At 63.6% G+C, this 24347-nt stretch carries 25 protein-coding genes and 1 pseudogene; 11 read left to right on the forward strand and 15 right to left on the reverse strand.

The features are described from left to right. Positions 1–82: 82 nt before the first annotated feature. From B0E50_RS11480 to B0E50_RS11505, 6 genes are all read right to left on the reverse strand, one after another. Positions 83–1393, reverse strand: coding sequence for an amino acid permease (locus tag B0E50_RS11480; protein ID WP_077441311.1), 1311 nt, complete (start codon positions 1391–1393; stop codon positions 83–85). Then, the gene (locus B0E50_RS11485; RefSeq protein ID WP_077441312.1) at positions 1390–2493 is read right to left on the reverse strand and encodes an SRPBCC family protein; all 1104 of its coding nucleotides are present in this window, start codon (positions 2491–2493) and stop codon (positions 1390–1392) included. Before B0E50_RS11485 ends, B0E50_RS11480 begins: the two co-directional genes overlap by 4 nt. Positions 2494–2573: 80 nt before the next feature. Further along, complete coding sequence (locus B0E50_RS11490; protein WP_077441313.1) at positions 2574–2999, reverse strand: FKBP-type peptidyl-prolyl cis-trans isomerase; 426 nt, start codon at positions 2997–2999, stop codon at positions 2574–2576. A gap of 97 nt (positions 3000–3096) precedes the next feature. Continuing rightward, on the reverse strand, positions 3097–3840 hold the full coding sequence (locus B0E50_RS11495; protein WP_168170859.1) for an SH3 domain-containing protein: 744 nt from the start codon (positions 3838–3840) through the stop codon (positions 3097–3099). A gap of 121 nt (positions 3841–3961) precedes the next feature. Further along, complete coding sequence (msrB, locus tag B0E50_RS11500; RefSeq protein ID WP_077441315.1) at positions 3962–4564, reverse strand: peptide-methionine (R)-S-oxide reductase MsrB; 603 nt, start codon at positions 4562–4564, stop codon at positions 3962–3964. A 113-nt stretch (positions 4565–4677) separates the two neighbouring features. Continuing rightward, positions 4678–6399, reverse strand: a complete 1722-nt coding sequence (locus B0E50_RS11505) for a cytochrome c biogenesis protein DipZ (RefSeq protein WP_077441316.1) — start codon at positions 6397–6399, stop codon at positions 4678–4680. A 206-nt stretch (positions 6400–6605) separates the two neighbouring features. Here B0E50_RS11505 and B0E50_RS11510 point away from each other — a divergent pair, with 206 nt between their 5' ends. Further along, complete coding sequence (locus tag B0E50_RS11510) at positions 6606–7193, forward strand: sigma-70 family RNA polymerase sigma factor (protein WP_254427261.1); 588 nt, start codon at positions 6606–6608, stop codon at positions 7191–7193. A gap of 5 nt (positions 7194–7198) precedes the next feature. After that, positions 7199–7852 (forward strand): NrsF family protein, encoded by a 654-nt coding sequence (locus tag B0E50_RS11515; protein ID WP_077441385.1) that lies wholly within the window; start codon positions 7199–7201, stop codon positions 7850–7852. Between the two features lie 108 nt (positions 7853–7960). Here the strand turns inward: B0E50_RS11515 and B0E50_RS11520 are convergent, their stop codons facing one another. Continuing rightward, a complete protein-coding gene (locus tag B0E50_RS11520) occupies positions 7961–8443 on the reverse strand; it encodes a YajQ family cyclic di-GMP-binding protein (RefSeq protein ID WP_077441318.1) in 483 nt (160 codons plus the stop codon). 96 nt (positions 8444–8539) lie between these two features. On the opposite strand from B0E50_RS11520, the gene B0E50_RS11525 reads away from it, so the two are divergent. Further along, positions 8540–9712 carry an NAD(P)/FAD-dependent oxidoreductase gene (locus B0E50_RS11525; protein ID WP_077441319.1) on the forward strand — a complete coding sequence of 391 codons (1173 nt, stop codon included), beginning with the start codon at positions 8540–8542 and terminating at the stop codon, positions 9710–9712. A 91-nt stretch (positions 9713–9803) separates the two neighbouring features. After that, positions 9804–10694, forward strand: a complete 891-nt coding sequence (locus tag B0E50_RS11530) for an NAD(P)-dependent oxidoreductase (protein ID WP_077441320.1) — start codon at positions 9804–9806, stop codon at positions 10692–10694. 28 nt (positions 10695–10722) lie between these two features. Here the strand turns inward: B0E50_RS11530 and B0E50_RS11535 are convergent, their stop codons facing one another. Then, positions 10723–11607: a PhzF family phenazine biosynthesis protein gene (locus B0E50_RS11535; protein WP_077441321.1), complete on the reverse strand. Its 885-nt coding sequence runs from the start codon at positions 11605–11607 to the stop codon at positions 10723–10725. Between the two features lie 200 nt (positions 11608–11807). Between B0E50_RS11535 and B0E50_RS11540 the strand changes: the two genes are divergently transcribed. The 4 genes from B0E50_RS11540 (at position 11808) to B0E50_RS11555 (ending at position 14848) form a co-directional block, all read left to right on the forward strand. After that, the gene (locus B0E50_RS11540) at positions 11808–12416 is read left to right on the forward strand and encodes a rhomboid family intramembrane serine protease (protein WP_077441322.1); all 609 of its coding nucleotides are present in this window, start codon (positions 11808–11810) and stop codon (positions 12414–12416) included. A 125-nt stretch (positions 12417–12541) separates the two neighbouring features. Continuing rightward, positions 12542–13234, forward strand: coding sequence for a histone H1-like repetitive region-containing protein (locus B0E50_RS11545; protein ID WP_077441323.1), 693 nt, complete (start codon positions 12542–12544; stop codon positions 13232–13234). Between the two features lie 128 nt (positions 13235–13362). Beyond that, positions 13363–13728 carry a hypothetical protein gene (locus B0E50_RS11550; protein WP_077441324.1) on the forward strand — a complete coding sequence of 122 codons (366 nt, stop codon included), beginning with the start codon at positions 13363–13365 and terminating at the stop codon, positions 13726–13728. 94 nt (positions 13729–13822) lie between these two features. Continuing rightward, positions 13823–14848 (forward strand): aminopeptidase, encoded by a 1026-nt coding sequence (locus B0E50_RS11555; RefSeq protein ID WP_139350851.1) that lies wholly within the window; start codon positions 13823–13825, stop codon positions 14846–14848. Here B0E50_RS11555 and B0E50_RS11560 read toward each other — a convergent pair. Further along, the gene (locus B0E50_RS11560) at positions 14842–15663 is read right to left on the reverse strand and encodes a cytochrome c (RefSeq protein WP_077441326.1); all 822 of its coding nucleotides are present in this window, start codon (positions 15661–15663) and stop codon (positions 14842–14844) included. The genes B0E50_RS11555 and B0E50_RS11560 overlap by 7 nt on opposite strands. Positions 15664–16027: 364 nt before the next feature. Here B0E50_RS11560 and pncB point away from each other — a divergent pair, with 364 nt between their 5' ends. Beyond that, a complete protein-coding gene (gene pncB, locus B0E50_RS11565; protein WP_077441327.1) occupies positions 16028–17212 on the forward strand; it encodes a nicotinate phosphoribosyltransferase in 1185 nt (394 codons plus the stop codon). Positions 17213–17216: 4 nt separating this feature from the next. Here pncB and B0E50_RS11570 read toward each other — a convergent pair whose 3' ends face one another. The 3 genes from B0E50_RS11570 to B0E50_RS11580 form a co-directional block, all read right to left on the reverse strand. After that, entirely contained in the window at positions 17217–18014 is a 798-nt protein-coding gene (locus tag B0E50_RS11570; protein WP_077441328.1) for a MetQ/NlpA family ABC transporter substrate-binding protein, read from the reverse strand. Positions 18015–18242: 228 nt separating this feature from the next. Then, positions 18243–18920 (reverse strand): methionine ABC transporter permease, encoded by a 678-nt coding sequence (locus tag B0E50_RS11575; protein WP_077441329.1) that lies wholly within the window; start codon positions 18918–18920, stop codon positions 18243–18245. Further along, positions 18917–19927: a methionine ABC transporter ATP-binding protein gene (locus tag B0E50_RS11580; RefSeq protein WP_077441330.1), complete on the reverse strand. Its 1011-nt coding sequence runs from the start codon at positions 19925–19927 to the stop codon at positions 18917–18919. Before B0E50_RS11580 ends, B0E50_RS11575 begins: the two co-directional genes overlap by 4 nt. 102 nt (positions 19928–20029) lie before the next feature. Here B0E50_RS11580 and B0E50_RS11585 point away from each other — a divergent pair, with 102 nt between their 5' ends. After that, positions 20030–20515, forward strand: a complete 486-nt coding sequence (locus B0E50_RS11585; protein WP_077441386.1) for a glutathione peroxidase — start codon at positions 20030–20032, stop codon at positions 20513–20515. A gap of 15 nt (positions 20516–20530) precedes the next feature. On the opposite strand, the gene dacB is transcribed toward B0E50_RS11585, so the two are convergent. Then, positions 20531–22081: a D-alanyl-D-alanine carboxypeptidase/D-alanyl-D-alanine-endopeptidase gene (dacB, locus tag B0E50_RS11590; RefSeq protein WP_077441331.1), complete on the reverse strand. Its 1551-nt coding sequence runs from the start codon at positions 22079–22081 to the stop codon at positions 20531–20533. A 121-nt stretch (positions 22082–22202) separates the two neighbouring features. Between dacB and B0E50_RS11595 the strand changes: the two genes are divergently transcribed. Then, on the forward strand, positions 22203–22685 hold the full coding sequence (locus B0E50_RS11595) for a peptidylprolyl isomerase (RefSeq protein WP_077441332.1): 483 nt from the start codon (positions 22203–22205) through the stop codon (positions 22683–22685). Between the two features lie 86 nt (positions 22686–22771). Here the strand turns inward: B0E50_RS11595 and B0E50_RS11600 are convergent, their stop codons facing one another. Both B0E50_RS11600 and B0E50_RS18415 read right to left on the reverse strand, forming a co-directional pair. Then, positions 22772–23866 (reverse strand): phospholipase A, encoded by a 1095-nt coding sequence (locus B0E50_RS11600; protein WP_077441333.1) that lies wholly within the window; start codon positions 23864–23866, stop codon positions 22772–22774. A gap of 144 nt (positions 23867–24010) precedes the next feature. Continuing rightward, a pseudogene (locus B0E50_RS18415) lies at positions 24011–24347 on the reverse strand (hypothetical protein); the annotation flags it as partial.

Consider the following 24347-nt stretch of genomic DNA (forward strand, 5'->3'; position numbering starts at 1 on the left):
CAAGCGTTCCCGGGTTCGCGTTCCATCAGGTGCTGAAAGGCCTGGCTACTCTGGACCGGTTGTGGTGGTGGCGCAAGCCTTGTCAGCCTGGCTGGGCCTTCTTGTGTGACCTGATGTGGATGCGCTGCCAGACATGGATCGGCAATCCGGCGACCAGCAGCACCAGTCCCCACCACAGGGACTCCGTGCCGGTACCGACCAGCGCCCACAGGCTGTACAGCAAGGCGCCCGCGGCAACCAGCTTACGCCATCCATGCGCATGCGCCGAGGCATCGATGCGCCACCATGCCAGCACGCTGATCACATACGGCAGCAGGCAGGTCGCGGTGGACAACAGGATCGAAAAGGTGAACAGCGCGACCAGGCTGCGACTGTAGTTGGCGGCAATCAGTGCGCTGGCCAGCACGCTGCTGAGCAGCAGGCCGAAACGTGGCGTGCCGTGATGATCCACTTGCGCGAACGCTGCAGGAAACACCCGATCCTGTGCTGCCGCCAGTGGTGTCTGCGCCTGCAGCAGCACCCAGCCGTTGAGTGCGCCGAAGCAGGAGACCGTGGCGACCACGCCGACGCCGACGCCGGCCAGCGGTCCCCATAATCGGCTTGCTGCCTCGGCCATCGGCGCCGCTGAATTGCGCAGCATGTCGATCGGCAACAGGCCGATCACCACGGTGCAGGCAAGCATGGTGGTGCTACCGGCAATCAGCATGCCGATCACGGTGGCGCGCGGCACCGTGCGTTCGGGATCGCGCACCACGCCGGTCGGAACCGTGGCCGATTCCAGCCCGAGCAGTGCCCACAGCGTCAATGCCGCCACGGCGGTGGTGACCTGGAGCAGAGGCTGGCCGCTGGGGTTGAACGGTCGATAGGCGTCGAGATGGACCCAGCCCAGCCCGACCACGCCGAACAGCAGCAGCGGCACCAGCTTGAGCACGGTGGCGACGAACTGCATGCGCGCGGCCTCGCGTATGCCGGCCAGGTTCACCACGGTGCAGAACCATAGCGCTCCCAGCGCACAGGCGGCACCACGCCATGGTGTCGCGGTGGCCTCCGGCCACACCGCGCCGAGACTGCCGGCAAATGCCACGGCGATCGCCGCGTTAGCCGTCCATACGCTGACCCAGTAGCTCCACGCCGCCACGAAACCGATGCCGTCGCCGAATGCCTTGCGCGCATAGCCATAACCGCCACCATGGTTACGCATCGCCTGCGCCAGCCATGCGTAGACGAGTGCCAGCAACAAGGCGCCGCCCAGGGTGAATGCCCAGCCGAGCACGCTTGCCGCACCATATGGCGCCAACGCGGCCGGCAGCAGGAACACGCCGGAGCCGATCATGTTGCCAACCACCAGCGCGATCAGCGTCCACAGGCCGAGTACGCGAGTGTCGTGACTCATGGGGATACGCGAGCGGTGCGGTAGGTACGGCGCAATAGTTCGTGGAAGTGGTGCACGGCGTTCTCGCGCAACGGATTCAGCCGGCCGGCCTCGTAGGAGCCGGAGGCGAGGCCGCGCTGGACGTCCTCGCAGATCGTGACGTCCTCGTCCTGTACTTCGTCGCTGAACGCGATGTCCTTCGCGCGCCGCGCCAGCGCCTCGGGGCTGGCCGCGGGAGCGTAGTAAAAATCGAATTCGACGCGGCAGCGATCAACACCCAGCGGCAGCACGCGATTGGTCTGCAGGCGGCCGGGCAGGATGTTGAGCATCGCGTTGGGATACAGGAAGTAGTACAGCGCCTCGCCGCTGCCGTACAGGTCGTCACCGCTGTCCAGCGGGCTGAACTGGAACGAATACCATTGCGCCGTCTCGGTGATGTAGCTGCGATAGTCGAGCACGCTGTTGAGGCCCGGATGGATGTGCGGGACGTGGTAGCCCTCCAGATAGTTGTCGACGTAGACCTTCCAGTTGCAGGCGACTTCCCAGCTGGCGCGGTGATGGAATTCGAAGCCGGCCAGCGAGCGGTCAGGGCCGAGCCGTGCATCGATGCCGGCGACGAACTCGTCGAACGGCGGAGCCTCGCCGGTGGCGACGAACACCAGTCCCTGCCAGACCTGCACGCGCACTTCAGGCAGGCGGATGGTGGCCGGATCGAAGTGCGGCGTGCGGCCCATCTCCGGCGCACCGCGCAGCACGCCATCCAGCCCGTAGGTCCAGCCGTGGTAACGGCAGCGCAATGCGGTAGCGCCACGGCCGTCGCAACTGGCGATCGGGCCGGCGCGATGCCGGCACACGTTGTGGAACGCGCGGATCGTGGTGGCATCGCTGCGCACGATCAGCAGCGGCAGGCCGGCGATCGCCGTTACCACATGATCGCCCACGCCGCTCAGCTGTGATTGGTGGCAGACCAGCTGCCAGCTCTGCGCGAACACCGCAGCAGCATCCAGCGCTGGCATGCGCGGGTCGGTGTAGTAGCGAGCTGGCAGCGCCAGTGCATGGTCGAGCGGCTGCGCGGCAAGCACGCCGGGAGAGAACAGATCGGTAGAAGGCAGATCAGCCATGGCCACGCGCCGGTCGGATGCGATGCCACAGTATTGACCGCCGGGCGTGCCGCGGAAAGGGCTTCGCTGGCGGGCGGCTGCTAGTGCACGCTCACCAGTTCGATATCGAAGACCAGCGAGGCATTCGGTGGCACCACCTTGCCGACACTGCGTCCGCCGTAGCCGAGCTTCGGCGGGATCAGCAAGGTGCGCTTGCCGCCTGCGCGCATGCCCTTGATGCCGCGTTCCCAGCCAGGAATGACCTTGCCCTCGCCCAGAGTGAAAGTGATGGTCTGGCCGTGGTCGTAGGAGCTGTCGATTTTCGCGCCATGGTGATCCTTCGCGTTTTCGTCGTACAGCCAGCCGGTGTAATTGAGCTCAACTTGTGCGTCGTTGCGGGCGATTGCGCCGGTACCTACCTGTCGGTCGATCACGACAAGCCCGGAGGGTCCATCGGCGGCGCTGACAGGGAGTACTGCAATGGCGGTCAGCAGCATGCTGGCGGTCAACAACCATGATCGGTGCATGCGGGGATTTCCGGTGACAGGCAAGCCGCCAGTGTAAAACGACGCGGCGGGATGAACAGGGTTCACCCCGCCGCGCCATCATCGCGTGATCCGGCGATCAGTGATTGTCGTGATCGTCCTTGTGCTCGGCTGGCTTGGCGTTGCCATTGGCTGGCCGCGCCGGCTGGCCATGGGCGGGAGCAGCCGGACGGTTTCCATTGAATTGCGGCCGGCCGTTCTGGGCCGGCTGGGCATAGTTGGCTGCTGGCGCACGATTGCCGTACTCCTGCGGTCGGCCATGCTCAACCGGTTGAACCGGACGTGCCGGTCCGACAGCCTCCGGGTGACCCGGCTGTGAGCCATGGTACTGCCGGTTGTCCGGGCCGCCGCCACGGATCGGTCCACGGTAAAACTCGTGCCGCGGCGGCGGTGGTCGGCTCATGATGGGGCGGCGGTACCATTGCTCGCGTTCGCCATAGAACGGCCGCCCGCGGTAGTAATTGTCCCAGTACAGGCCAATCGAAAAGGCGACGATGGGAACGCCGATCTCTGCGCCATAGTCGGACAACAGCACCGGCTGATCCTGGTACTCGTACTGGATGAAGTTGCCGGCGATCCAGCCACGATTGCCGTCGTTGGCGTTGATCACGTCACACCATTCCCAGCCCGAGGTGCAGCCTTGCACGCTGACTCCCGTGCCTGCAGGAAGCTGGTCGACGAGCGGGTAGCTCGGATCAGGGCCTGCGCGCAAGTTGACGTTGCCGGTGACATAGCCGTCCTGCGCGTATGCCAGTGCGGAGAAGGCCAGTGAAAGTGACGCCACAGACAGTGATGCAAGGGCAAAACGGGTGAGGCGTTTCATGCGGACGATCTCCGACGGGTGGGTGTCGGCGACAGTATATGCGCGCGCGAGCACGGCGATATCCGGAGCCATCCATGTCCGGGTTATGTCCGGTACATGCCCGATATATCGCCGGTACAGCTCAGCTTGTCGTCCGCGCCACGAAGCGCAACGCCACCGAGTTCATGCAGTAGCGCAGGCCGGTCGGTTGCGGGCCATCGTCGAAGACATGACCGAGGTGGCTGTCGCATCCGGCACAGCTGATCGCGGTGCGATCCATGCCGAAGCTGTCGTCCCGGTGCTGGATCAGATTGCGCGCGGCAATGGGTTGCCAGAAGCTGGGCCAGCCGGTGCCGGAATCGAATTCGGTGGCTGCGTCGTACAACGCGGTGGCGCAGGCGGCGCAGCGGAACAGGCCGGCATGGGCAGGCTTCTCATGGTCGCCGCTGAAGGCCCGTTCGGTACCATCGCGGCGCATCACGTCGAACGCTGCCGGCGACAGCCGCTGCCGCCACTGCGCATCGGTCAGCACCAGCTTCGGGACCTGGCGTGGGCCGAGGTCGCGGCCGTTGTCGGCAAAGATTTCCAGCAGCACGCTGCCGGGCTTGCCGACCGGCGTGTTGTCGGCGGCGAACAGGCGTGGCATGACCAGCCCCCCACCAGCCACCAGCAGCGCGCCGCCCGAGAGTGCAGCGCGCAGGAAGCGGCGGCGATCCATCGCAAGGGTTTCATCGATGCGTGACATGGCAACCTCCGTGATTGTGTTTCTGTAGGAGCGACTTCAGTCGCGATGCTTTATGCGCCATTCGAGAAGAGCGATCGCGACTGAAGTCGCTCCTGCAAGAGCCGGGTTTCGAATCAGCCGAACGTGAAGGCGTACGCCTGCACACCAGGGTCAAGGAAGGTGATCTCGAACAGCCGCTCACCGCTGCCGCTGGCCTGGCGCACCAACTGGTACAGGCGCTGTGCGCTGACCGTGCCGTTGCCGTCGGCATCGGTATCCATGCCGTGATCGGCACCGGGTACCTTGCCGTCGATGGTGACGCGGAAGCGGACTGGCTTGCCGTCGTTGGCGGGGCCGAGCACCAGGTGCAGATCGCGGCCGCGGAAACGGTAGACGATGGCGCCACCGGCCTGGTCGAGCTGGGCGCTTTCGCCGTGCACGTTCCAGTGGCCGTCCAGCGACCAGTGGTCCGCGGCGAGCGAGTCGGGCGCGCGGTAATCCGCGGCATCGTCATGCGCCACCCGGCCACCGACGAAGTTCTGCGCACGGGCATAGCCGACGTAGGTTTCCGGCGAGCGGGTGGGATCGTTCGAGGCGGCGGCCTCGACGCCATGATGGTCGTCGCTGACGTAACCGCCGGGTAGATCCTTCTGGCCCGCCGCGGTCAGCAACTGGCGAATCACATCCTCGCTTTCCTGGTAGCCGCCTTCGCCGAAGTGGTGATGGCGGATCTGTCCCTGCGCATCGATGAAGTAATGCGCGGGCCAGTACTCGTTGTGGAAGCCCTGCCAGATCGCGTAGTCGTTATCCAGCGCGACCGGGTAATCGACGCTCAAGTCTTTCACCGCCTTGGTCACGTTGGCCGGATCCTTCTCGAACGCGAACTCCGGCGCATGCACGCCGATCACCACCAGGCCGTGATCCTTGTACTTGTCGGCCCAGCCGCGCACATACGGCAGCGAGCGGATGCAGTTGATGCAGGAGTAGGTCCAGAAGTCGACCAGCACCACCTTGCCGCGCAGTGACTCGGTGGTCAGCGGCGGGCTATTTAGCCATTGCGTGGCGCCGGCCAGCGACGGCATGTCGCCTTCCACCGGCAGCGGTGCGCCGGCTTTCAACACGGGTTCGGGCGCCGGTGCCGGGCGCACCGCGTTGATCAGCTTCTGCTCGATGCCGCCGGTGCTGGCCAGCGAGACGCGGGTGAGCAGGCCGGTATCCAGCCCCAGCGCGATCGCGGCGACGCCGCACAGCACCAAGACGCCGAGTGCACGGCGGACCCATTCGCCGGCGCCGAGCGAGCGCTTCATCAAGCCGAAGACCTTGCCGCCGATCAGGAGTGCCAGGCCGAGCGAGGTCGCCGCGCCCCCGGCATAGGTGAGCAGCAGCAAGGTGGTCTGCACGCTGGCGCCGTTCAACGCCGCGCCAGTCAACAGCAGACCGAGGATCGGCCCCGCGCATGGTGCCCATAGCAAGCCGGTGGCCACGCCGAGACCGGCGGCGCCCCAGATCGAGTCGCCATCGCCGGCCGAGCGCTGCGACAGCCGGTTGCCCAGAGCCACGAACGGGCGGCTGATCCACTCGGCCAGATGAGTTGACAACAGGGTCAGGCCGAGGAAGGCCAGCACCACCATCGCCACGTAGCGACCGTACTGGTTCGCATGCACCGCCCAGCCACCACCGAGGGCAGCCAGCGTGGCCACCGCAGAGAACGTGATCGCCATGCCCAGCAGCATCGGCAGCCCGTTGCGCATGAACGGCCGGTCGGAGCGGGCGAACACGAATGGCAGCACCGGCAGGATGCATGGGCTGAGGATGGTCAGTACGCCGCCGAGGTAGGCGAGGATCAACACGAGCATGGAAGCGTCATCCGTGGGAGGTTGTCTGGTTATTCGCCGGCAGGCTCGCGGCGGTTACCTGCAGGTACGAGGTAACGCCGGCCGCAGATGCAGCGAAGACCCGATAGACGTTCCGTCGTGGACCGAGCATGTCGCAAACCTTGACCGCCACCGGCTTCATGGGTCTAGATAGTGGACTTTCCCGTGGGATGAGTCTCGTCCGGACCGTGCCAGTCGAATCCGCCGCCGCCAGCATCAGCGAAACGCCCGACCAGCGTCGGGCGGCGTGGATGGCTGCCGCGCAGGCGGGCGATCGGCGTGCCTACGAGAAGCTGCTGGCCGATTCGGTGGCCTTGATCCGTGCAGCAGCACGCCGGCAGGGTGTGGCGCAGGATCATCTGGATGACGTGGTGCAGGAAACCCTGATCACCGTGCATCGCGTACGTCACACCTATGATCCAACCCGCTCCTATGATGCGTGGCTCACCGCGATCGCCAACCGCCGGGCGATCGACGCATTGCGCAGTCGCGGTCGTCGCGACAGTCGCGAGTTGCATGACGAATTCGCGCTCGACAGTCACCCCGACACCGACGATGCCAGTGCCGCCACCGAAAGCGGCCAACGCGCGCAACGTCTGCGCGAGGCGATCGCCGAATTGCCGCCGGGCCAGCGTGAGGCAGTCGAGCAGCTGGGTCTGCGCGAACGTTCGTTGAGCGAGGCAGCCGAAATCACCGGACGCAACACTGGCGCACTGAAAGTGAACCTGCATCGCGCGCTGAAGGCGCTGCGCGAACGTTTCCATGGAGAATCTTGAACACCATGTCCGACCCGCGATCGCATGAGGCATTGATCGACCAGCTCGGCACCGAGCTGGTGCCGGTGCGTCGTCTGTTGCCGCCATGGCTTCGCACCGCCGGCTGGCTGCTGGCGGTGGTGGCGATCGCAGTCGTGCTGCTGATGCATTACGGCGCGGATCCGATGTTGCGGCGCTGGGCGGGCACACCGGATCTCGGTTGGGCCGGCATGGGAGCGGTGATCACCGCGATCACCGCGGCCTGGGCTGCCTTTGCCTTGGGCGTGCCGGGGCAGCGTGCAGCCTGGGCGTGGCTGCCGCTGCCAGGTGCCTTGCTGTGGATCGGCGCCAGCGGTATGGGCTGCCTGCGCACGTGGATTGCTCCGGGTACGCATATCGCCAGCATGCATCAGTCCGCCGATTGCCTGGTCTTCATCATCAGCTTCTCGATCCCGCTGTCTGCGTTGCTGATCGTGCTACTGCGACGCGCCTGTCCGCTGCGGCCGGTGCTCACCGCCGTGATGATCGGGCTGGCCAGCGCGGCGGCTTCGGCCAGCCTGCTGGAGATCTGCCATGCATACGATGCCGCTGCGACCGATCTGCTGACGCACGCACTGGCCGTGGCGGTAGTGGTGGGTGTCAATGCGGCGATGGGTGGTCGGCTTCTTTCGAAGGCCTGATCCAGGGCGCCTCGATGTGTAGGAGCGGCTTCAGCCGCGATGGTCTTCGGGATCGACCAGCATCAAATCAAGAACATCGCGGCTGAGGCCGCTCCTGCAGGGATTTCGTCAATCGCGGAAATTGTCGAACTGCAGCGGCAGCTCGACCTCCGCCTTGCGCAGCACCGCCATCGCATCCTGCAGGTCATCGCGCTTCTTGCCACTGACGCGCAGCTTGTCGCCGTTGATCTGCGCCTCGACCTTGAGCTTGGCGGCCTTCAACGAAGCGACCAGCTTCTTCGCGATCGGCTGCTCGATGCCCTGCTTGACGGTGATCTTCTGCCGCGAACCACCCAGGTTGGTTTCCGGGTCGCCAACGTCCAGTGCACGAATGTCGATTTTCCTTGCTGCAAGGCGGCCACGCAGGATGTCCAGCATCTGCTGCAGCTGAAATTCGCTGGGGGCGCTCTGCGTGATCACGAATTCGTCCAGCACATACTTCGCATCCACACCCTTGAAATCGAAGCGCGTGGTCAGCTCGCGGTTAGCCTGATCGACCGCATTGGTCAGTTCGTGCTTGTCGACTTCGGAGATCACGTCAAAGGAAGGCATGGCGGTGGCTCGATGGAAGGCGGAGCGGCAAGTGTAAGCGATGCATCTGGGCAATAATGCGCAGTCTATGCGGCGCGAGGACGCGAATTCGTGAAAATGGATGTGCTGATCATCGGCGCCGGCGCCGCCGGGCTGATGTGTGCGATTGCCGCCGGCCAACGCGGTCGCCGCGTGCTGCTGGTCGATCACGCCAACAAGGTCGGCAAGAAGATCCTGATGTCCGGCGGCGGGCGCTGCAATTTCACCAATACCGGCACGACCCCGGCGAACTATCTCTCGGCAAACCCGCATTTCGCCAAGTCCGCGCTCGCGCGCTACACCCCGGCCGATTTCATTGCGCTGGTCGAGAAGCATCGCATCGCCTATCACGAGAAGGAGCTGGGCCAGCTGTTCTGCGACGACTCGTCCAAGCAGATCGTGCGCATGCTGCTGGACGAATGCGCCGCCGCTGGCGTCACGGTGGAAGCGAGCTGCGGCGTGCAGCGCGTGCGCAAGACGCCGGAAGGTTTCAGCGTGCTTACCGCGCGCGGCGAGGTGCATGCCGAATCACTGGTGGTGGCCAGTGGCGGCCTGTCGATCCCCAGCATGGGCGCCAGCGGCTTCGGTTACCAGCTCGCGCGGCAGTTCGGTCATGACGTACTGCCAACGCGCGCAGGCCTAGTGCCGCTGACGCTGAGCGGCAAGCATCAGGAGCATTACCAGGATCTGGCTGGTGTCGCGTTGTCTGCGGTGGAAACGCGCATGGGCAAGCAGGGTTTTCGTGCCGGTTTGCTGTTCACCCATCGCGGCATCAGCGGGCCATCGATCCTGCAGATTTCCTCGTACTGGCAACCGGGCGACGACCTGCGTATCGATCTGCTGCCTGATCAGGTCGCGGGCGTCTGGTTGGTCGAACAGCGCGGCGCACGGTCACTGGCCGAGCTGAAGACCGTGCTCGGCGAGGTGCTTCCGAAACGGCTGGCACAACGATTGTGCGAGCAGTGGTTTGGCAATCGACCCATGCGCCAGTACCGCGAAGCCGAATTGATGCAGATCGGTGACCAGCTCAACGCATGGCCGATCACCGCCAGCGGCACCGAGGGCTATCGCACTGCCGAAGTGACGCTGGGTGGCGTCGATACCGACGGTCTGTCCTCCAGCACCATGCAGTCGAAGCTGGTGTCTGGCCTGTATTTCATTGGCGAGGTGGTCGATGTCACCGGCTGGCTCGGCGGCTACAACTTCCAGTGGGCGTGGGCTTCGGGGCAGGCGGCAGGTGCAATGGCTTGATGGGCTGCGCCCCTGGTTGTTCGCAGACGCTTCGCGTGCCCTGAACGCACAGGATGTTCCACTGCGGCATCGTTGAGATGAGGAAGCCTTCATGAAAGTCGGATTTATCGGGCTGGGCGCCATGGGTAGCGCCATGGCCAGCAATCTGGTTGCGGCCGGTCACACAGTGACAGTGTGGAACCGTTCCGAAGCAGCCATGGAACCGCTGGCCTCGCTCGGTGCGAAGACGGCGCGTACGGCTGATCGTGCCGCGCAGGGTGAGGTGCTGTGCAGCATGCTTGCGAACGATCAGGCTGTGCGCGAGGTGTTCCTCGACGGCGGCCTGCTCGATGCGATGGATCGCGACATGGTGCATGTGAATCACGCGACGATTTCGGTGGCGCTGGCGAGGCAGCTTGCCGAGGAACACGCGAAACGCGGGTTGCAATATGTCGCTGCGCCGGTGTTTGGTCGCCCGGATATGGCGGCCGCGGCGAAGCTGAATATCCTCGTGGCCGGCCAACCGGAGGCCATCGAACGCGTGCGGCCGTTGCTGGAAGCGATGGGCAGCAAGCTGTGGCCATTGGGCGAGTCGCCGGAACGCGCCAACGTGGCGAAGATCGCCGGCAACTTCATGCTGGCCGCGGCGATCGAGAGCATGGCCGAGGCGACCGCATTGACCCGTGCACACGGTGTCAGTGCCGCGGATTTCCTGGAGGTGATGGTGAACACCCTCTTCGCTGCGCCGGCCTATCAGGGTTACGGCAAGCTGATCGCCGAGCAGCGCTTCAAGCCGGCAGGATTCACGCTGCCGTTGGGTCTCAAGGACGTGGAGCTGGCACTGACCGCAGGTTCGGCGGCACGCGTACCGCTGCCATTCGCTGGTGTACTGCGTGACAGTCTGCTGGAGGCTCTGGCTGCCGGCGATGCCGAACTCGACTGGTCGGCACTGGCCTTGGTAGCGGCGCGACGTGCGCATCTGGATGAGCGCAAACAGGGCTGACAAGGACGAGGTCGTCATCCCCTTGGCATTACTCGCGCGGCAGCCAGTCGAGCGGTCCGCTCACTACGGTGTGGCTGCGGCCACCGACCCAGATCGCGCTGCCATCGATGCGCACGATCAAACGCGCATCGTGACCGATCTCGCGACCCTGGCTGACGCAGTAACCGCGTGCCAGCGTGCCCTGCGGCTCGGCGTGCACGAGATACGCAGCGATCAGGCCGTTGGCGGCGCCGGAGGCAGGATCCTCGACGATGCCGACGCCGGCCGGGAAAGCACGCACGACGAGCTGATAGTCCGGATCACGAGCTCGCGTGAATGCACACAGGCCCATGCTGTCGCTGGCCTGCGCCAGTGCGGCGATCGCGGCATGATCGGGTTGCCAACCGCGCAGGCTGGCCTCGTCGGCAACCTCGGCCAGCCACCAGCGCCGGCCGCCATCGACGAGTGCTGGCGGCAGTACACCGGGTTCGATGCCGGCAAGTGCCGCTGACAGCAGCGGGTGCGCCGCATGGCCCGTTTCCAATACGCGTTCGCCGGGTGATTTCAGCAGCAGATCGCGACTGGCGCCGCTGCCTTCAACCCGGATCGGCAACACACCGGCTCCGCATTCCTGCCACAGCAGGCCATCGCGTGGCTCGGCCAGCCCGCATTCCAGTGCCGCATGTGCACTGCCGATGCTGGGATGCCCGGCAAACGGGATTTCCTTGTGCGGAGTGAAGATCCGCACGCGGTAGCTGGCTTTCGGGTCGGTCGGCGGCAACAGGAAGGTGGTTTCGACCAGTGCAGTCCAGCGTGCGAAACGCTGCATCGCAGCGTCACTCCAGTCATCCGCACCGATGACCACGCCGAGATGGTTGCCACCGCCGAGGGTGGCGGCGAAGACGTCCAGATGCAGATAACGAAGCAAGGTCATGATTCCGTGACACAGCAGCAAGCTGCGTAAAGCGGCGGATGATAGTCCTGCAGCGGTGCTCCGGGCAGTGATTTTTCGAAATATCGGCGCCGGACCGTGGCATAAGCACCTATCAAGCGGGGCGGCGCCAGCGGAAAGTCGACAAGCGCCGGCAGGGGCGCCAAGATGCCGAACCTTGTCCACCTGCTGCGGATGCGTTCATGCTGATCACCCTGGCCATCATCGCCATCACCTGCATCGTCTCGTTCATGGCCTTCAACAACACCCGGCTGATGAACGACCTGATCCTGTGGCCACCGGCGATCACCCGTCAGCGCGAATACCACCGGCTGGTGACCTACGGGCTGGTGCATGCGGACTTCAACCACCTGCTGTTCAACATGATCACGCTGTTCTTCTTCGGGCGGGCGATGGAGGGATTCATCAACGATCGCCTGGGTATGCTCGGTTTCGCGCTGTTCTATATCGGCGGCCTGGTGGTATCGATCCTGCCGACCTACTTGAAGAACCGCGGCAACCCGAACTACCGCAGTCTCGGTGCCTCTGGCGCGGTGTCGGCCGTGCTGTTCGCCTACATCCTGCTGGCGCCGTGGTCGCGGATCATCGTGCTTGTGATACCGATGCCGGCGATCGTCTATGCAGTGCTGTACACCGGTTACTCGATCTACATGGACCGGCGTGGGCAGGGCAATGTGAATCACAGTGCGCATCTGTGGGGTGCAGCTTATGGTGTGATCTTCATGTTGCTGGTGGACCCGCGTGTGCTGCCGTATTTCCTCAACGCGCTGATGCGGCCAAGCTTTCGATAAACGAGGTTCAAGATGAACATGAGCGGACGCTCATGACGGAGACATCACGCCGTCGATGATGATCTGTGGCATCGGGGCGAGCATACTGGCCTCGGTACCATTGATCACCGCAGGAGAACGAACGCATGGCTATGACCCGCAAGTCAGCTGCGAAGAAGTCCGCGGCAAAGAAGGCTCCCGCCAAAAAGACCACCACGAAGAAAGCATCTGCGAAGAAGGCAGCCGCGCGTGACGTGGCCAAGACGGCACCCCGCAAGCAGGTTGCGAAGAAGGTTGCCGTCAAAAAATCAGCGACGAAGAAACCAGCGCTGAAGAAACCGCTCGCAAGGAAAGCTGTCGCCAGGAAGGTCGCTGCGAAGAAAGTGCCAGCGAAGAAAGTATCTGCAAAGAAAATCGCGACCCGGAAGCCGGCAGCGAAGAAAGCCATCGCCAGGAAGACCAGCGGCCGCAAGATCGCCACAAAGAAGGTGGCTGCGAAAAAACCGGTCGCTCGAAAGGTTGCCAAGCGCCCGGTCAGCAGAGCCGTCGCCAAACCGGTGGCCCCTGCGAAAAGGCCGACTCTGCGCAGGCGTCCGGTGGTCGAGGCGCCGATCAAGCACATCAGTCCGGAAGAAGCGGTAGCGCATATCCAGGCACTCCTCGAGGCCAAGCAGGAGCGGGTGCGGCAAGGACCGAGCTGGCCAGGTGCCAATTCAACACATCCGGACTCGAATGGTGCAGAAATACACCGTTCCGCACCCGCTGATGCAGCCCTTGAGCGAGGCGATGGTCGCGTGCTCGCCCCACAACGCGGTGAACAGAGCAAACGCAAGGACTGAGTCATGGGGTGGTCCATCCGCGGCACATGGCTGGCAGGTAAATGCCGGTCAGCCACGTGCTGAAAACTCAGTACGCATTCAAGCACTACGTCCCAGAATGGTGCCGTCACTCCAGAGGGAGACGGATCATGAAACGCCTGTTGGCTGGTCTTGCACTGATTGCCGCTGCGGCGACGCTGTCAGGTTGTTACTACGATCCGGGCTACGTGCGCGCCACCGGTTACAACGGCGTCTATTACACCCAGAATGCATACGTGACGCCGGGCTACTACTACGGTGGCTACTACGGTTACTACAACGGCTATTACGGATGCTGTTACGCACCCGGCGTGAACCTCTGGTATGGCGGCCCGGGTTATGGCTATTACCGTGGCGGTTATGGTTACCGGGGTTACCGTGGTCCGGCTGGTCACTGGCAAGGTGCGGCGCGTGGCGCGGCCCGCGGCAGTGTCTCCCATGGCAGCGGGCACGGTGGCAATCACAACGGCCACTAGGCAGGCCTGACGCTTCAGGCACAATCGCGGCATGCCCCGATTTCGATTCGTGCCGCAATCCATCAGCTTTCCAAGGCTCATCGTCATAGCGACGGTGGGCCTTGTGCTTTGTGCCTGCAGCAGCCTGCGTTACTACGCGCAGGCTGCGCATGGACAAGGGGAATTGGTTACCCATCGGCGCGCGGTGAGTGCCGTCTTGCGCGATCCGGCCACCGATCCGAAGCTCGCGGTGCGCCTGCAGCTGGCACAGAAGGCGCGCCGGTTCGCCTCAGAGCGGCTGGGCCTGCCAGACAACCGCAGTTACACCGGTTACGTCGACCTGCACCGTCCGTACGTGGTGTGGAACGTGTTTGCCGCGCCACCGTTCTCGGTGGAAGCGTTGCCGCAATGCTTCCCGATCGCCGGCTGTGTCGCCTATCGCGGCTGGTTCAAAGAGGCTGATGCGAAGGCGGATGCCGCGCGGTTGCAGGCTCGCGGCGACGATGTCTGGATCGGCGGTGTACCGGCGTACTCCACGCTTGGCTGGTTCGCCGATCCGATCCTCAGCAGCATGCTCGATTGGGACGACGACGAACTCGACAGCACGATCTTCCATGAGCTGGCACATCAGCTGATTTACGTGAAGGACGACACGGCATTCAACGAATCCTTCGCCACCTTCGTGCAGACCGAAGGCCTGCGCGAATGGCGGAAGTCGCGTGGCTTGCTGCCGCAGGACGATCATGCAGAGGCGATGGATGATGGTTTCACCCAGCTCGTGCTGGACCTGCGCGAGCGCCTCAAGACTCTTTATGCCAGCGGTATGGCCGAGTCAGCGATGGCCGAAGGCAAGCAACGCGAGATCGCGGCGTTCCGCACGCGTTATGCGCAATGGCGGGATCGCAAGTGGCCGAACGAGCACGGCTACGATGCCTGGGTGGCGCAGCCGATCAACAACGCGCGACTGTTGCCATTTGGTCTGTACGACCAGTGGACACCTGCGTTCGCCATGCTGTTTCAGCGTGCTGGGCAGCAATGGCCGGCTTTCTATGCTCAGGTGCGTATGCTGGCACGCCAGCCTGCGGACGCACGTGACAAGGAATTGCAACGCCTGCTGGATGGACGCAAGGCGGTTCAGTGAGCAGCTGAGCCTTGCGCCTTGCGCCCCGCCATATGCCGCAGATACGCCAGCAAGGCATCGAGATCGGCATCGGACAATGCCTGCGTATCGAAGCCCTGCATCTTTGCCTGTGGCCATTGCCGCAGCGACTGCGGATTGCGGATGTAGGCACGCAGCAGGTCTGCGCGCAGGTATTCGGTGGGGTTGTGGGGAATGTTCAGATCGGGTCCGAGTCGTGCATCACCCTCGCCATTGAGCGTGTGGCAGGCGAAGCAGGTGTGCTGGAACACGACGAAGCCGTGTTGAACTTCGCTGTCTGCCGGCAGCGATGAATCAGGCACGATCGCAGGGAAGCGCCTGGCCACGCTGTCCATCCTGCGAATCGTCGCGAGCTGGTAAGGCCATTGTTCCGGGCCGATATGGGCCGCTCGTGGTTGCGTCCACACCACGTAGAAGGGTCCGGCATGGCCATGATCCTTGCCCAGCGCCGGCCATGGATGGGCGGGATCCTCGATGGCCAGCCATGCTTCGCTGCCACGATGGTTCAGGATGATCTCCGCTGGAATCTCCGCGGCAAAACCATCACTGGCGACGAACTGCAGGTGATCGCCCGGGCCGATGCCCTTGAGCAAGGCCGCCAAAGGCACGGCGCGATACTGCATCGTGTGTTCGAATGCGACATCGGCAGGTACGCTGATCGTGCGTGCGTCATGGCGCTTGAGCAGCGCTTCCGTGCGATAGGTCATGATGCCTTGGCCCAGATCGACCTTCAGTTCGGCGGCGGTCACCGGCAGGGCCACACTCAGCATCAGCAGATACAGGGTCAACAGCTTCATGACGGACTCTGGCAGGGATGTAAAGAAATTGTAGGTCCAGTCGCGCATGCAAGGCACGCTGGGCTCGCACCAGCTACCTGTTCGTGAGCCTGTCGGAAAGCTGAACAAATTTCAGCATGCACGTTGAACTCACGTCGTGCCAGCCACACTAACTCCATGTATCGCCGTGACGGCGACAGGAAGTGGCACAGATCATCGTGACACTGAGGGGCCGGCCTTTCCTCCCCTGGAGGCCGCCTGACAAACCCCATCAGTCCTCCCCTGGCTGATGGGGTTTTTTTGCCCGGATGAGCATGGTTCGCATGCGATGCGCCTCGACATGGATAATGGACTTGCGCATCCCCCTTCTTCGCTTGGGCGACTGATGATCATCGATTCACTGCTCGACACCGACCTGTACAAGTTCTCGATGATGCAGGTGGTGCTGCATCAGTATCCCGCGGCGCAGGTCGAGTACCGCTTCAAGTGTCGCAATCCGGGCATCGACCTGGTGCCGTATATCGACGAGATCCGCGCCGAGCTGGCAGCGCTGTGCCGGCTGCGTTTTACGATGGACGAGCTCGACTACCTGCGCACGTGGCGTTTCATCAAGAGCGACTTCGTCGATTTCCTCGGGTTGTTCCAGCTCAACGAGAAATATGTCGAGATCGCTCCGGCCGCGGCAGGCAACGGCGAGATCGATATCCGCATCCGCGGTCCATGGCTGCATACGATCCTGTTCGAGGTGCCGTTGCTGGCGATCGTCAACGAGGTGTATTTCCGCAATACGAGTGCGGGCCTTGATCTGGACGAGGGCCGCCGGCGCCTGCACGCGAAGATCGCCTTGTTGCGTGATACGCCGGATTACGCCGGTTGCAGGATTGCCGATTACGGCACGCGGCGGCGTTACTCGCGGGCGTGGCAGGAAGAGGTGGTGACCACGTTGCGCGACGGGCTCGGCACCCAACTGGCCGGTACCAGCAACGTGTGGCTCGCGCGCAAGCTCAACCTGGTTCCGCTGGGAACGCTGGCGCACGAATACCTGCAGGCGCATCAGGCGCTGGGGCCGCGCCTGCGCGATTCGCAGGTGGCCGCGCTGGAGGCGTGGGCAAAGGAATATCGCGGCGATCTCGGCATCGCGCTGTCAGACGTTTACGGACTCAATGCCTTCCTGCGCGATTTCGACATGTATTTCTGCAAGCTGTTCGACGGTACCCGGCACGATTCCGGCGACCCGTTCGAATGGGGCGAGAAGGTGCTGGCGCATTACCGTGCGAACCGGGTCGATCCGCGCAGCAAGGTGCTGGTGTTCAGCGACGGCCTGGATATCCCGAAGGTGATGCAGCTGTACGCGCATTTCCGTGATCGCTGTCTGCTGGCATTCGGCGTCGGCACCAACCTCACCAATGACGTGGGGCCGGTACCGCTCAACATCGTGATCAAGATGATCCGCTGCAACGGGCAACCGGTGGCCAAGCTGAGCGACTCGCCGGGCAAGAACATGTGCGAGGATGAGGCTTATGTGACCTATCTTCGCCAGGTGTTCGAGATACCTGCGACACAGGGTTGAGCATTCAGAATGCGGGCAATACCGCCCCTTGATACTTCTGCTCGATGAAAGCCTTCACCTCGGGGCTGTTCAATGCCTTCGCCAGTTTTTGCACGCGTGGGTCATTCTGGTTGTCCGGACGACCGACGAGGTAATTCACGTAAGGCGAGTCCTTGTCCTCGATCAGCAACGCATCCCTGGTCGGGTTGAGGCCGGCAGCCAGCGCATAGTTTGTGTTGATCAGGGCCAGATCCACTTCGTCCAGCGTGCGCGGCAACATGGCCGCTTCCAGCTCGCGAAACTTCAGATGTTTCGGATTCACGGTGATGTCCTTCAGGGTGGACAGCTCGTTGGTGGGATCCTTCAGCGTGATCAGTCCGTGCCTGGCCAGCAGCAACAAGGCGCGGCTATTGTTACTGGGGTCGTTCGGGATGGTCACGCTGGCGCCGTCGGGCAGCTGGTCGATGCTCTTGTACTTGCGCGAATACGCGCCGAACGGCTCGATGTGCACGCCGGTAACAATGACCAGATGGGTGCCACGCTCGCGGTTGAACGCATCCAGGTACGGCTTGGTCTGGAAATAGTTCAGGTCGATGTTCTTCTCGGCCACCTGGGTATTCGGCTGTACGTAGTCGGCGAATACCTTGATCTGCAGGTTCACGCCTTCCTTCGCCAAGACAGGCTGGATCTGCTTGAGGATTTCCGCGTGCGGTACCGCGGTCGCGGCCACGGTGAGCGTATGGTCGTCCTCCTTCGGCGCGGAGCAGCCCGCCAGCAAGAACAGAGTCAGGGCAGTGGCGAGGGCGACAAACGGAAGTTTCATGGAAAATATTCACTTGTGCGATGCACAATGATAAGCCGTCTATACTGCCAAACACAAACATGGGCCAGCGGAGCTCGCGACGCGTCACGCCTTTGGCGCGATAGAGCGGCCCAACAGGATCAGGGCCAGGATGGCGGCAATGGCGGCGAGCAGCAAGGTCATGGCGGTGATTCTCATGAGTGGCAAACGAAAGTAGGCCGCCCATGCCGCCAAGCGCAAATGAAAAAATCAGCGTTGCTTATAACGCGTCACGATACGGTCGCCGAGCATCTGCAGCAGTTGCACCAGCACTACCAATAGCGCCACGGTGACTACCATATAGTCGGATTTGTAGCTGAGGTAGCCGTAGCGGTAGGCCAGATCACCAAGACCGCCGGAGCCGATGGCACCCCCCATTGCGGTGTAACCGACCAGGGCGATCGCGGTGACGGTGATGCCGGCGAAGATCCCGCCGCGTGCTTCGGGCAGCAGCACGTGGCGCACGATCTGCCACAGGCTGGCGCCCATTGCCTGGCTGGCTTCGATCACGCCCTGCTGCACTTCGCGCAACGCAGTTTCCACCAGCCGTGCAAAGAACGGCGCCGCACCGATCACCAGCGGCGGGATGGCGCCGCGGATGCCGAGCTTGGTGCCGACCAGGAAATACGTCACGGGCATCAGCACGATCATCAGGATGATGAACGGTACCGAGCGCAGGATGTTCACCAGCAGCGAGGTCACGGCATGGAACTTGGGCATCGGACGCAACTGACCGCTGCCGGTGAGATACAGCAGCACGCCGAGCGGCAGGCCGATCAGCACGGTGAGCAGCAGCGAACCGCCGAGCATCAGCAAGGTGTCGACACAGGCGCGGCCAAGCTCGCTCCAGTCGTCGATGTTGGGGAACAGTGTCTGCAGCAGGTTCATCGGTGCAGTTCCTCGATCTCGATACCAGCCTGACGGAGCGCGACCAGTGCGGCGTCCACATGTTCGCCCTGCATCGCGAGGGTGAGCTGACCGTAGGGCAGATCCTTGATGCGGTCGATGCGACCGGCAAGGATGTTGAAGTCGATGCCGGTCTCGCGGGCGACGCGCCCCAGCGCGGGAGTCAAGGTGGTGTCGCCACGGAAACTGAGCCGAAGGATGCGCCCAGGCACTTGCGCGAACGGCGCCAGCTCGCTGGCCGCCTCTTCGGGCAACGCCTCGTTGACGAAGCGCCGCGTGGTCGGATGCCGCGGATGCAGGAACACGTCGGCCACCGCGCCGCGCTCGACGATCACGCCTGCATCCAGCACCGCCACACGATCGCCTATGCGGCGTACCACATCCATCTCGTGGGTAATCAGCACGATGGTGAGCTTCAGCTCGCGGTTGATCTCGGCCAGCAGCTCCAGCACCGACGCGGTGGTCTGCGGATCGAGCGCGCTGGTTGCCTCGTCGCACAACAGGATCGACGGCCGATTGGCCAGCGCGCGTGCAATGCCGACGCGCTGTTTCTGGCCGCCGGAGAGCTGCGACGGGTACTTGTCGGCATGCGCGGTCAGCCCGACCCGTGCCAGCAGCTCGTCGACACGTGCACGGATGACGCCGGCATCGCGTTCGCCGGCCAGTCGCAGCGGAAACGCGACATTGTCTGCCACCGTCTGGGAGGCAAGCAGGTTGAAATGCTGGAAGATCATGCCGATCTTGCGGCGCTGCGCGCGCAGCGCCGGCTCGGCGAGTGCGGTCATCTCGGTGTCGTCGACGAAGATGCTGCCGCCGCTGGGTCGCTCCAGCAGATTGATCAGCCGTATAAGCGTCGATTTGCCGGCGCCGGACAGGCCGATGATGCCGAATACCTCGCCATCGCTGACGTCCAGACTGAATGGCTGCAGCGCGGGAATGTCCCGGCCGTCGACGCGGTAGGACTTGTGGACATCGACAAAGCGGATCACGGCGTGGGATTCGACCTGCGGGCGGAAGCGTCATTCTATGCCACGGATACGGCCAGCGATGGCGTAGACTGCTGGATTGACCCGATCAACCGGAGTGTGACCATGTCCAGCGTCTACGATTTCACCGTCCGCGATATCGATGGCAAGCCGCGCTCGCTGGCCGAATGGCGCGGCAAGACCCTGCTGATCGTCAACGTCGCATCCAAGTGCGGTTTCACGCCGCAGTACAAGGGACTTGAGACGCTGTGGCAGGACCAGCGCGACCGCGGGCTGGTGGTGCTGGGTTTTCCGTGCGACCAGTTTGGGCATCAGGAGCCCGGCAGCGAAGCGGAGATCATGAATTTCTGCAGCACGCATTACGACGTCACGTTTCCGATGTTCGCCAAGATCGAGGTCAACGGCGAACATGCCGATCCGCTCTACCAGTGGCTGAAGAGCGAGGGCAAGGGCATCCTTGGCAGCGAATCGATCAAGTGGAACTTCACCAAGTTCCTGGTCGATGCCGAAGGGCAGGTGGTGAAGCGTTATGCGCCCACCGATACTCCGGAGAAGATCGCCAAGGATACGCAGGTGCGCCTGGCTGGCTGAGGCGGTCGGAAGCGTTCAATCGCTGCCGCGATGGTCCGCCAGCAGCACGGCGATCGCGTCCAGATCACTGCTGGCGCGTGGGGCATCCGTGGGCGGTTCATAGTTGTTGAGCATGATCGCGAACGCCAGCCGTTCGCCTGCGGCCGTGGTGACGTAACCGGCCAGGCAATGCACATAGGTCATGCTGCCGGTTTTTGCATGCACGTTGTTTTCGGCGGCGGTACCGCGCATGCGGCCGATCAGGGTGCCGTCGACGCCGGCGATCGGCAGTGCGTCACGCAGCGCGGCGGCATATGGCTGTGCAGCCAGGTAACCGAGCAGGCGAACCAGCGCGTCGGGCGTCACGAGGTCGCGGCGGGACAGGCCGGTACCTTCGGCGATCAGGCTGGTCGATGGCTGAATTCCGATCTGCGGCAACCACGCCTGCAGTGCCCTGATGCCGTAGCTCTCCGTGCTGGTGAAGCCGGGGGGCGGTGGGGAAGTCGTGGCCTGCTCGTGTGCGCCCACATTCAGCAGCAGGTTCTGCAGGTACAGGTTCTGCGAGCGTTTCAGGCCGCGCTTGAGGATTTCCAGCACAGGCGGCGACCACACTTCGCCGACGGTCCGGGCGTGTGCCAGTAGTCCGGCATCATCCTGCGGCCAATGCAGCGCCTGCAGCTGACCGGTGACGCGGATGCCATGGCGCTGCAGCGCGCTGCGCAATTCCCGTCCGGCCTGCAGGGTGGGCTCCGTCATGGCCAGCTTGAATTGTTGCGGTGGTGCCTGTGCAGGCACGTTGCCGAAGACGTGCAGCGTGTCCGAACCCGGTGCGCGATACAGGTTTATGTCGCTGGTTGTGCGCGGCAGGGTGGTGGTGATCTGGCCGGACACGTGCGGCTGCGCGTCGATCGGCGTGAAACCCAGGCTGGCTGGCAGACCGACGGCGCTTCCGGGGTTCACCGTGATATCGACGGTGTTTTCCTGCACGCTGAGTGCCGAGGAGGGCACTGCAAACGAACTCTGCAGATCGCCGGCCTCCCAGCCGGCGCCAAAGGTCGGACCGGTGAAGTAGCTGTCGTCGACGATCAAGTCGCCATGCACGGTCCGCACGCCGCTTGCCGCGAGCTGAGCGGCAAGCTGATCGGCCCAGGCGGTGCTCTCGGCGGTACCCAGGGTAGGGTCACCCATGCCATAGAGAATCAGCGGGCCATTCAGGCGGCCGTCCTGTTCACGCGCGTCGCTCAGTAGCCGGGTGGGGATGCGGTAATCGGGGCCGAACGTGGCCAGGCTCAGTCCGGCGGCGAACAGCTTGGCAGTGGAGGCGGGTTGCAGCAGTTGGTCGGCGTGGTATGCATAAACCGTGCGGCCACTGTCCAGCGAGACCACCGCAATGCCCCAGCTGGCTGCGGCAAAACGGGGTTGTCCGATGTAGGCGTCAATCTGCGCCGCCAGTGGCGATGCGCTGGCGGTGAACGTGGCGGCTGGTGGTGTTGTCGATGCGGCCGTCGCCAGCGTGGTGAAACATGCACCCACGAGCAGCAGAAATGAAATGAGGCGGTGTCGGGGGCGGCGGGGCGGCAGGCTCATGGTCCCCAGTATCGCCAATCCCGCCATCGCCTGCAGCGGGGCGGGATGTCGGGGTTCTGCTAACCTTGCACGTTCGTGTCGGCACCTGGCCGGCGGACTTGAACCTATTCGCGAGACTCCCATGCAGATTGCACAGAACGCCGTTGCCGCCTTCCACTACACGCTGACCGATGACCAGGGCCAGATCATCGACAGCTCCGAGGGACGCGAACCGCTGACCTATCTGCACGGCAGCGGGCACATCGTGCCGGGCCTGGAGAGGCAGATGGAAGGCCGTGCAGCAGGCGACAAGTTCACGGCCGACGTGTCGCCCGAGGAAGGTTACGGCGTGCACCACGCCGAGCTGATGCAGGAAGTTCCGCGCGAGGCATTCCAGGGCGTCGAGGACATCCAGCCAGGCATGCAGTTCCAGGGCCGCGGCCCGCAGGGCGAGATCAACGTCACGGTCACCAAGGTCGAGAATGACAAGGTGTTCATCGATGGCAACCATCCGCTGGCCGGCAAGACCCTGCATTTCGCGATCGAAGTGACCGATGTGCGCGCGGCCAGTGAAGAGGAGCTGGCGCACGGTCACGTGCACGGCGCCGGTGGTCATCACCATTGATGTGCCGGATCACGGATGTCTGGTGATCCATCACACAGAGGCCCGGCGACTCGCAGTCGCCGGGCCTCTGTCATTGTGGCTGTCGGTCAATACCAGTCGAGCAGCGAGATGCCGATGCCGAGGTAGGTGGCGTTGTGGTTGTAGTCGATCATGCTTTCTCCGTAACCCTTGAAGGCTTCCATGTAACCGCGCAGGTTGCCGATCAGCGGGAAGCTCCAGGTGAACTGGGCGGCGCCGTGGCTTTCGCTGCCACCGCGCAACGAGTGCCGCAGCATTAATCCGAACTCCTGACCATTCCATTCGTGGATGATCTGCATGTCGCCACGACCCATGTAGTTGCTGATGTCGGGATTGTTGTCGTCCGCGCGTGATTCGGGGATGCGCCACCACGGCCGCAGCATCACGGTCCAGCCGGCGCGTTCGAAACCGATATCGGCCATCACCCGGTTCCAGCTGCGCGAGAGCGGGTCGGACTGGCCGTTGGACTGATGATCAACGCCGATGCCGAGCAGCCGGCCATCCCATCCGAGCACCTCATAGTGGGTGTCGAACACCAGCATGGCTTCGGGTTCGTAGTTGGTTTCGCGGAAGGGACGCGACGCCTGTGAGTTGTAGACCTGCCAGTGCGAGTCCTGCGTATAAGCCACCCAGATGTCGCCGGCGTCGCCGAACACGCCCTGCCAGACCTTGGTCTTGAGGCTGAGCTGGAACTTCGACTCGACATTGTCCAGCAGCTGCGGCGAAGTCACCGTGTTGACCGGATTGGGGCTGTGCGGTTCATTGTTCTGGTTGCTGGTTGCAAACACCGGCATCACATAGACCGGCTTGTAACCGCGCACATTGAACGTGCCGAGCTTGCTTTCCGGCGAAAGCTCCCAGCGACTGTCAAGCAGCGACAGTGGCTGCGTAACCCCACTGTCGGGCTGCGCTGAAATCGTTGAAGTACCGTTCCGATCGTGTCCGAAGACGCCTGGTGCGGCCGCCTGCTGCTCGGTACGTTTCTGTGCCGCTGGCAGGTTCACCCGACCCGTGGCCTGGTCATAGCAGGCCAGCCGCTGGGCGTCGCTTTCGATCCCGGTGCAGGCGCGGATATCGGCTGGATCCGGATTCTGCGCGTGGCTGGAGCTGGCGAACAGACAGCCTGCCAGTGACAGGCAGGCCGCAATGAAATGTGGCTTCATCAAATGCTCCACGCCGCACGATCGAGGCTGGGGAATCGAGGCGGGAGTTTAAGCCGGATGGCAGATTGACGGGGTGAAGCCCTGCATGTTGCCAGCAATGTGCCGGCCACGAGCATGCTCATGGCCGGCCATTGCATCAAAGCTTCATTGAAGCTGCTTTACCCACGCGTCGTACTGGGCTTTGCTGACGCGGCTGCCGTTGTGGCTGGCATTCAGAAAATCGTTGGCCAGCGGTGGATAGGCACTCGCCTGGTCGGCGGTGATCCATTTGCTGCCACCGGACAGCTGTTCGAATGAGGGAGCCTGCCCTATCGACGGTGCCGGAGGTTGAACGCTTTGTACGGTGACTTGAGCCTGGGGAGCCGGTGCTGCTGCACGGATCAAGGCCACCGAATCGGCCAGCAGCTTCTCGTAGGCACGCCGATCGCCCGCCTGCGCGGCAGCCATCCACGCCGCCCGACGCTGGTCGGGCGTTTCGCTG

This window comes from Rhodanobacter sp. C01 (genome assembly GCF_002001045.1).
Lineage (GTDB): Bacteria > Pseudomonadota > Gammaproteobacteria > Xanthomonadales > Rhodanobacteraceae > Rhodanobacter.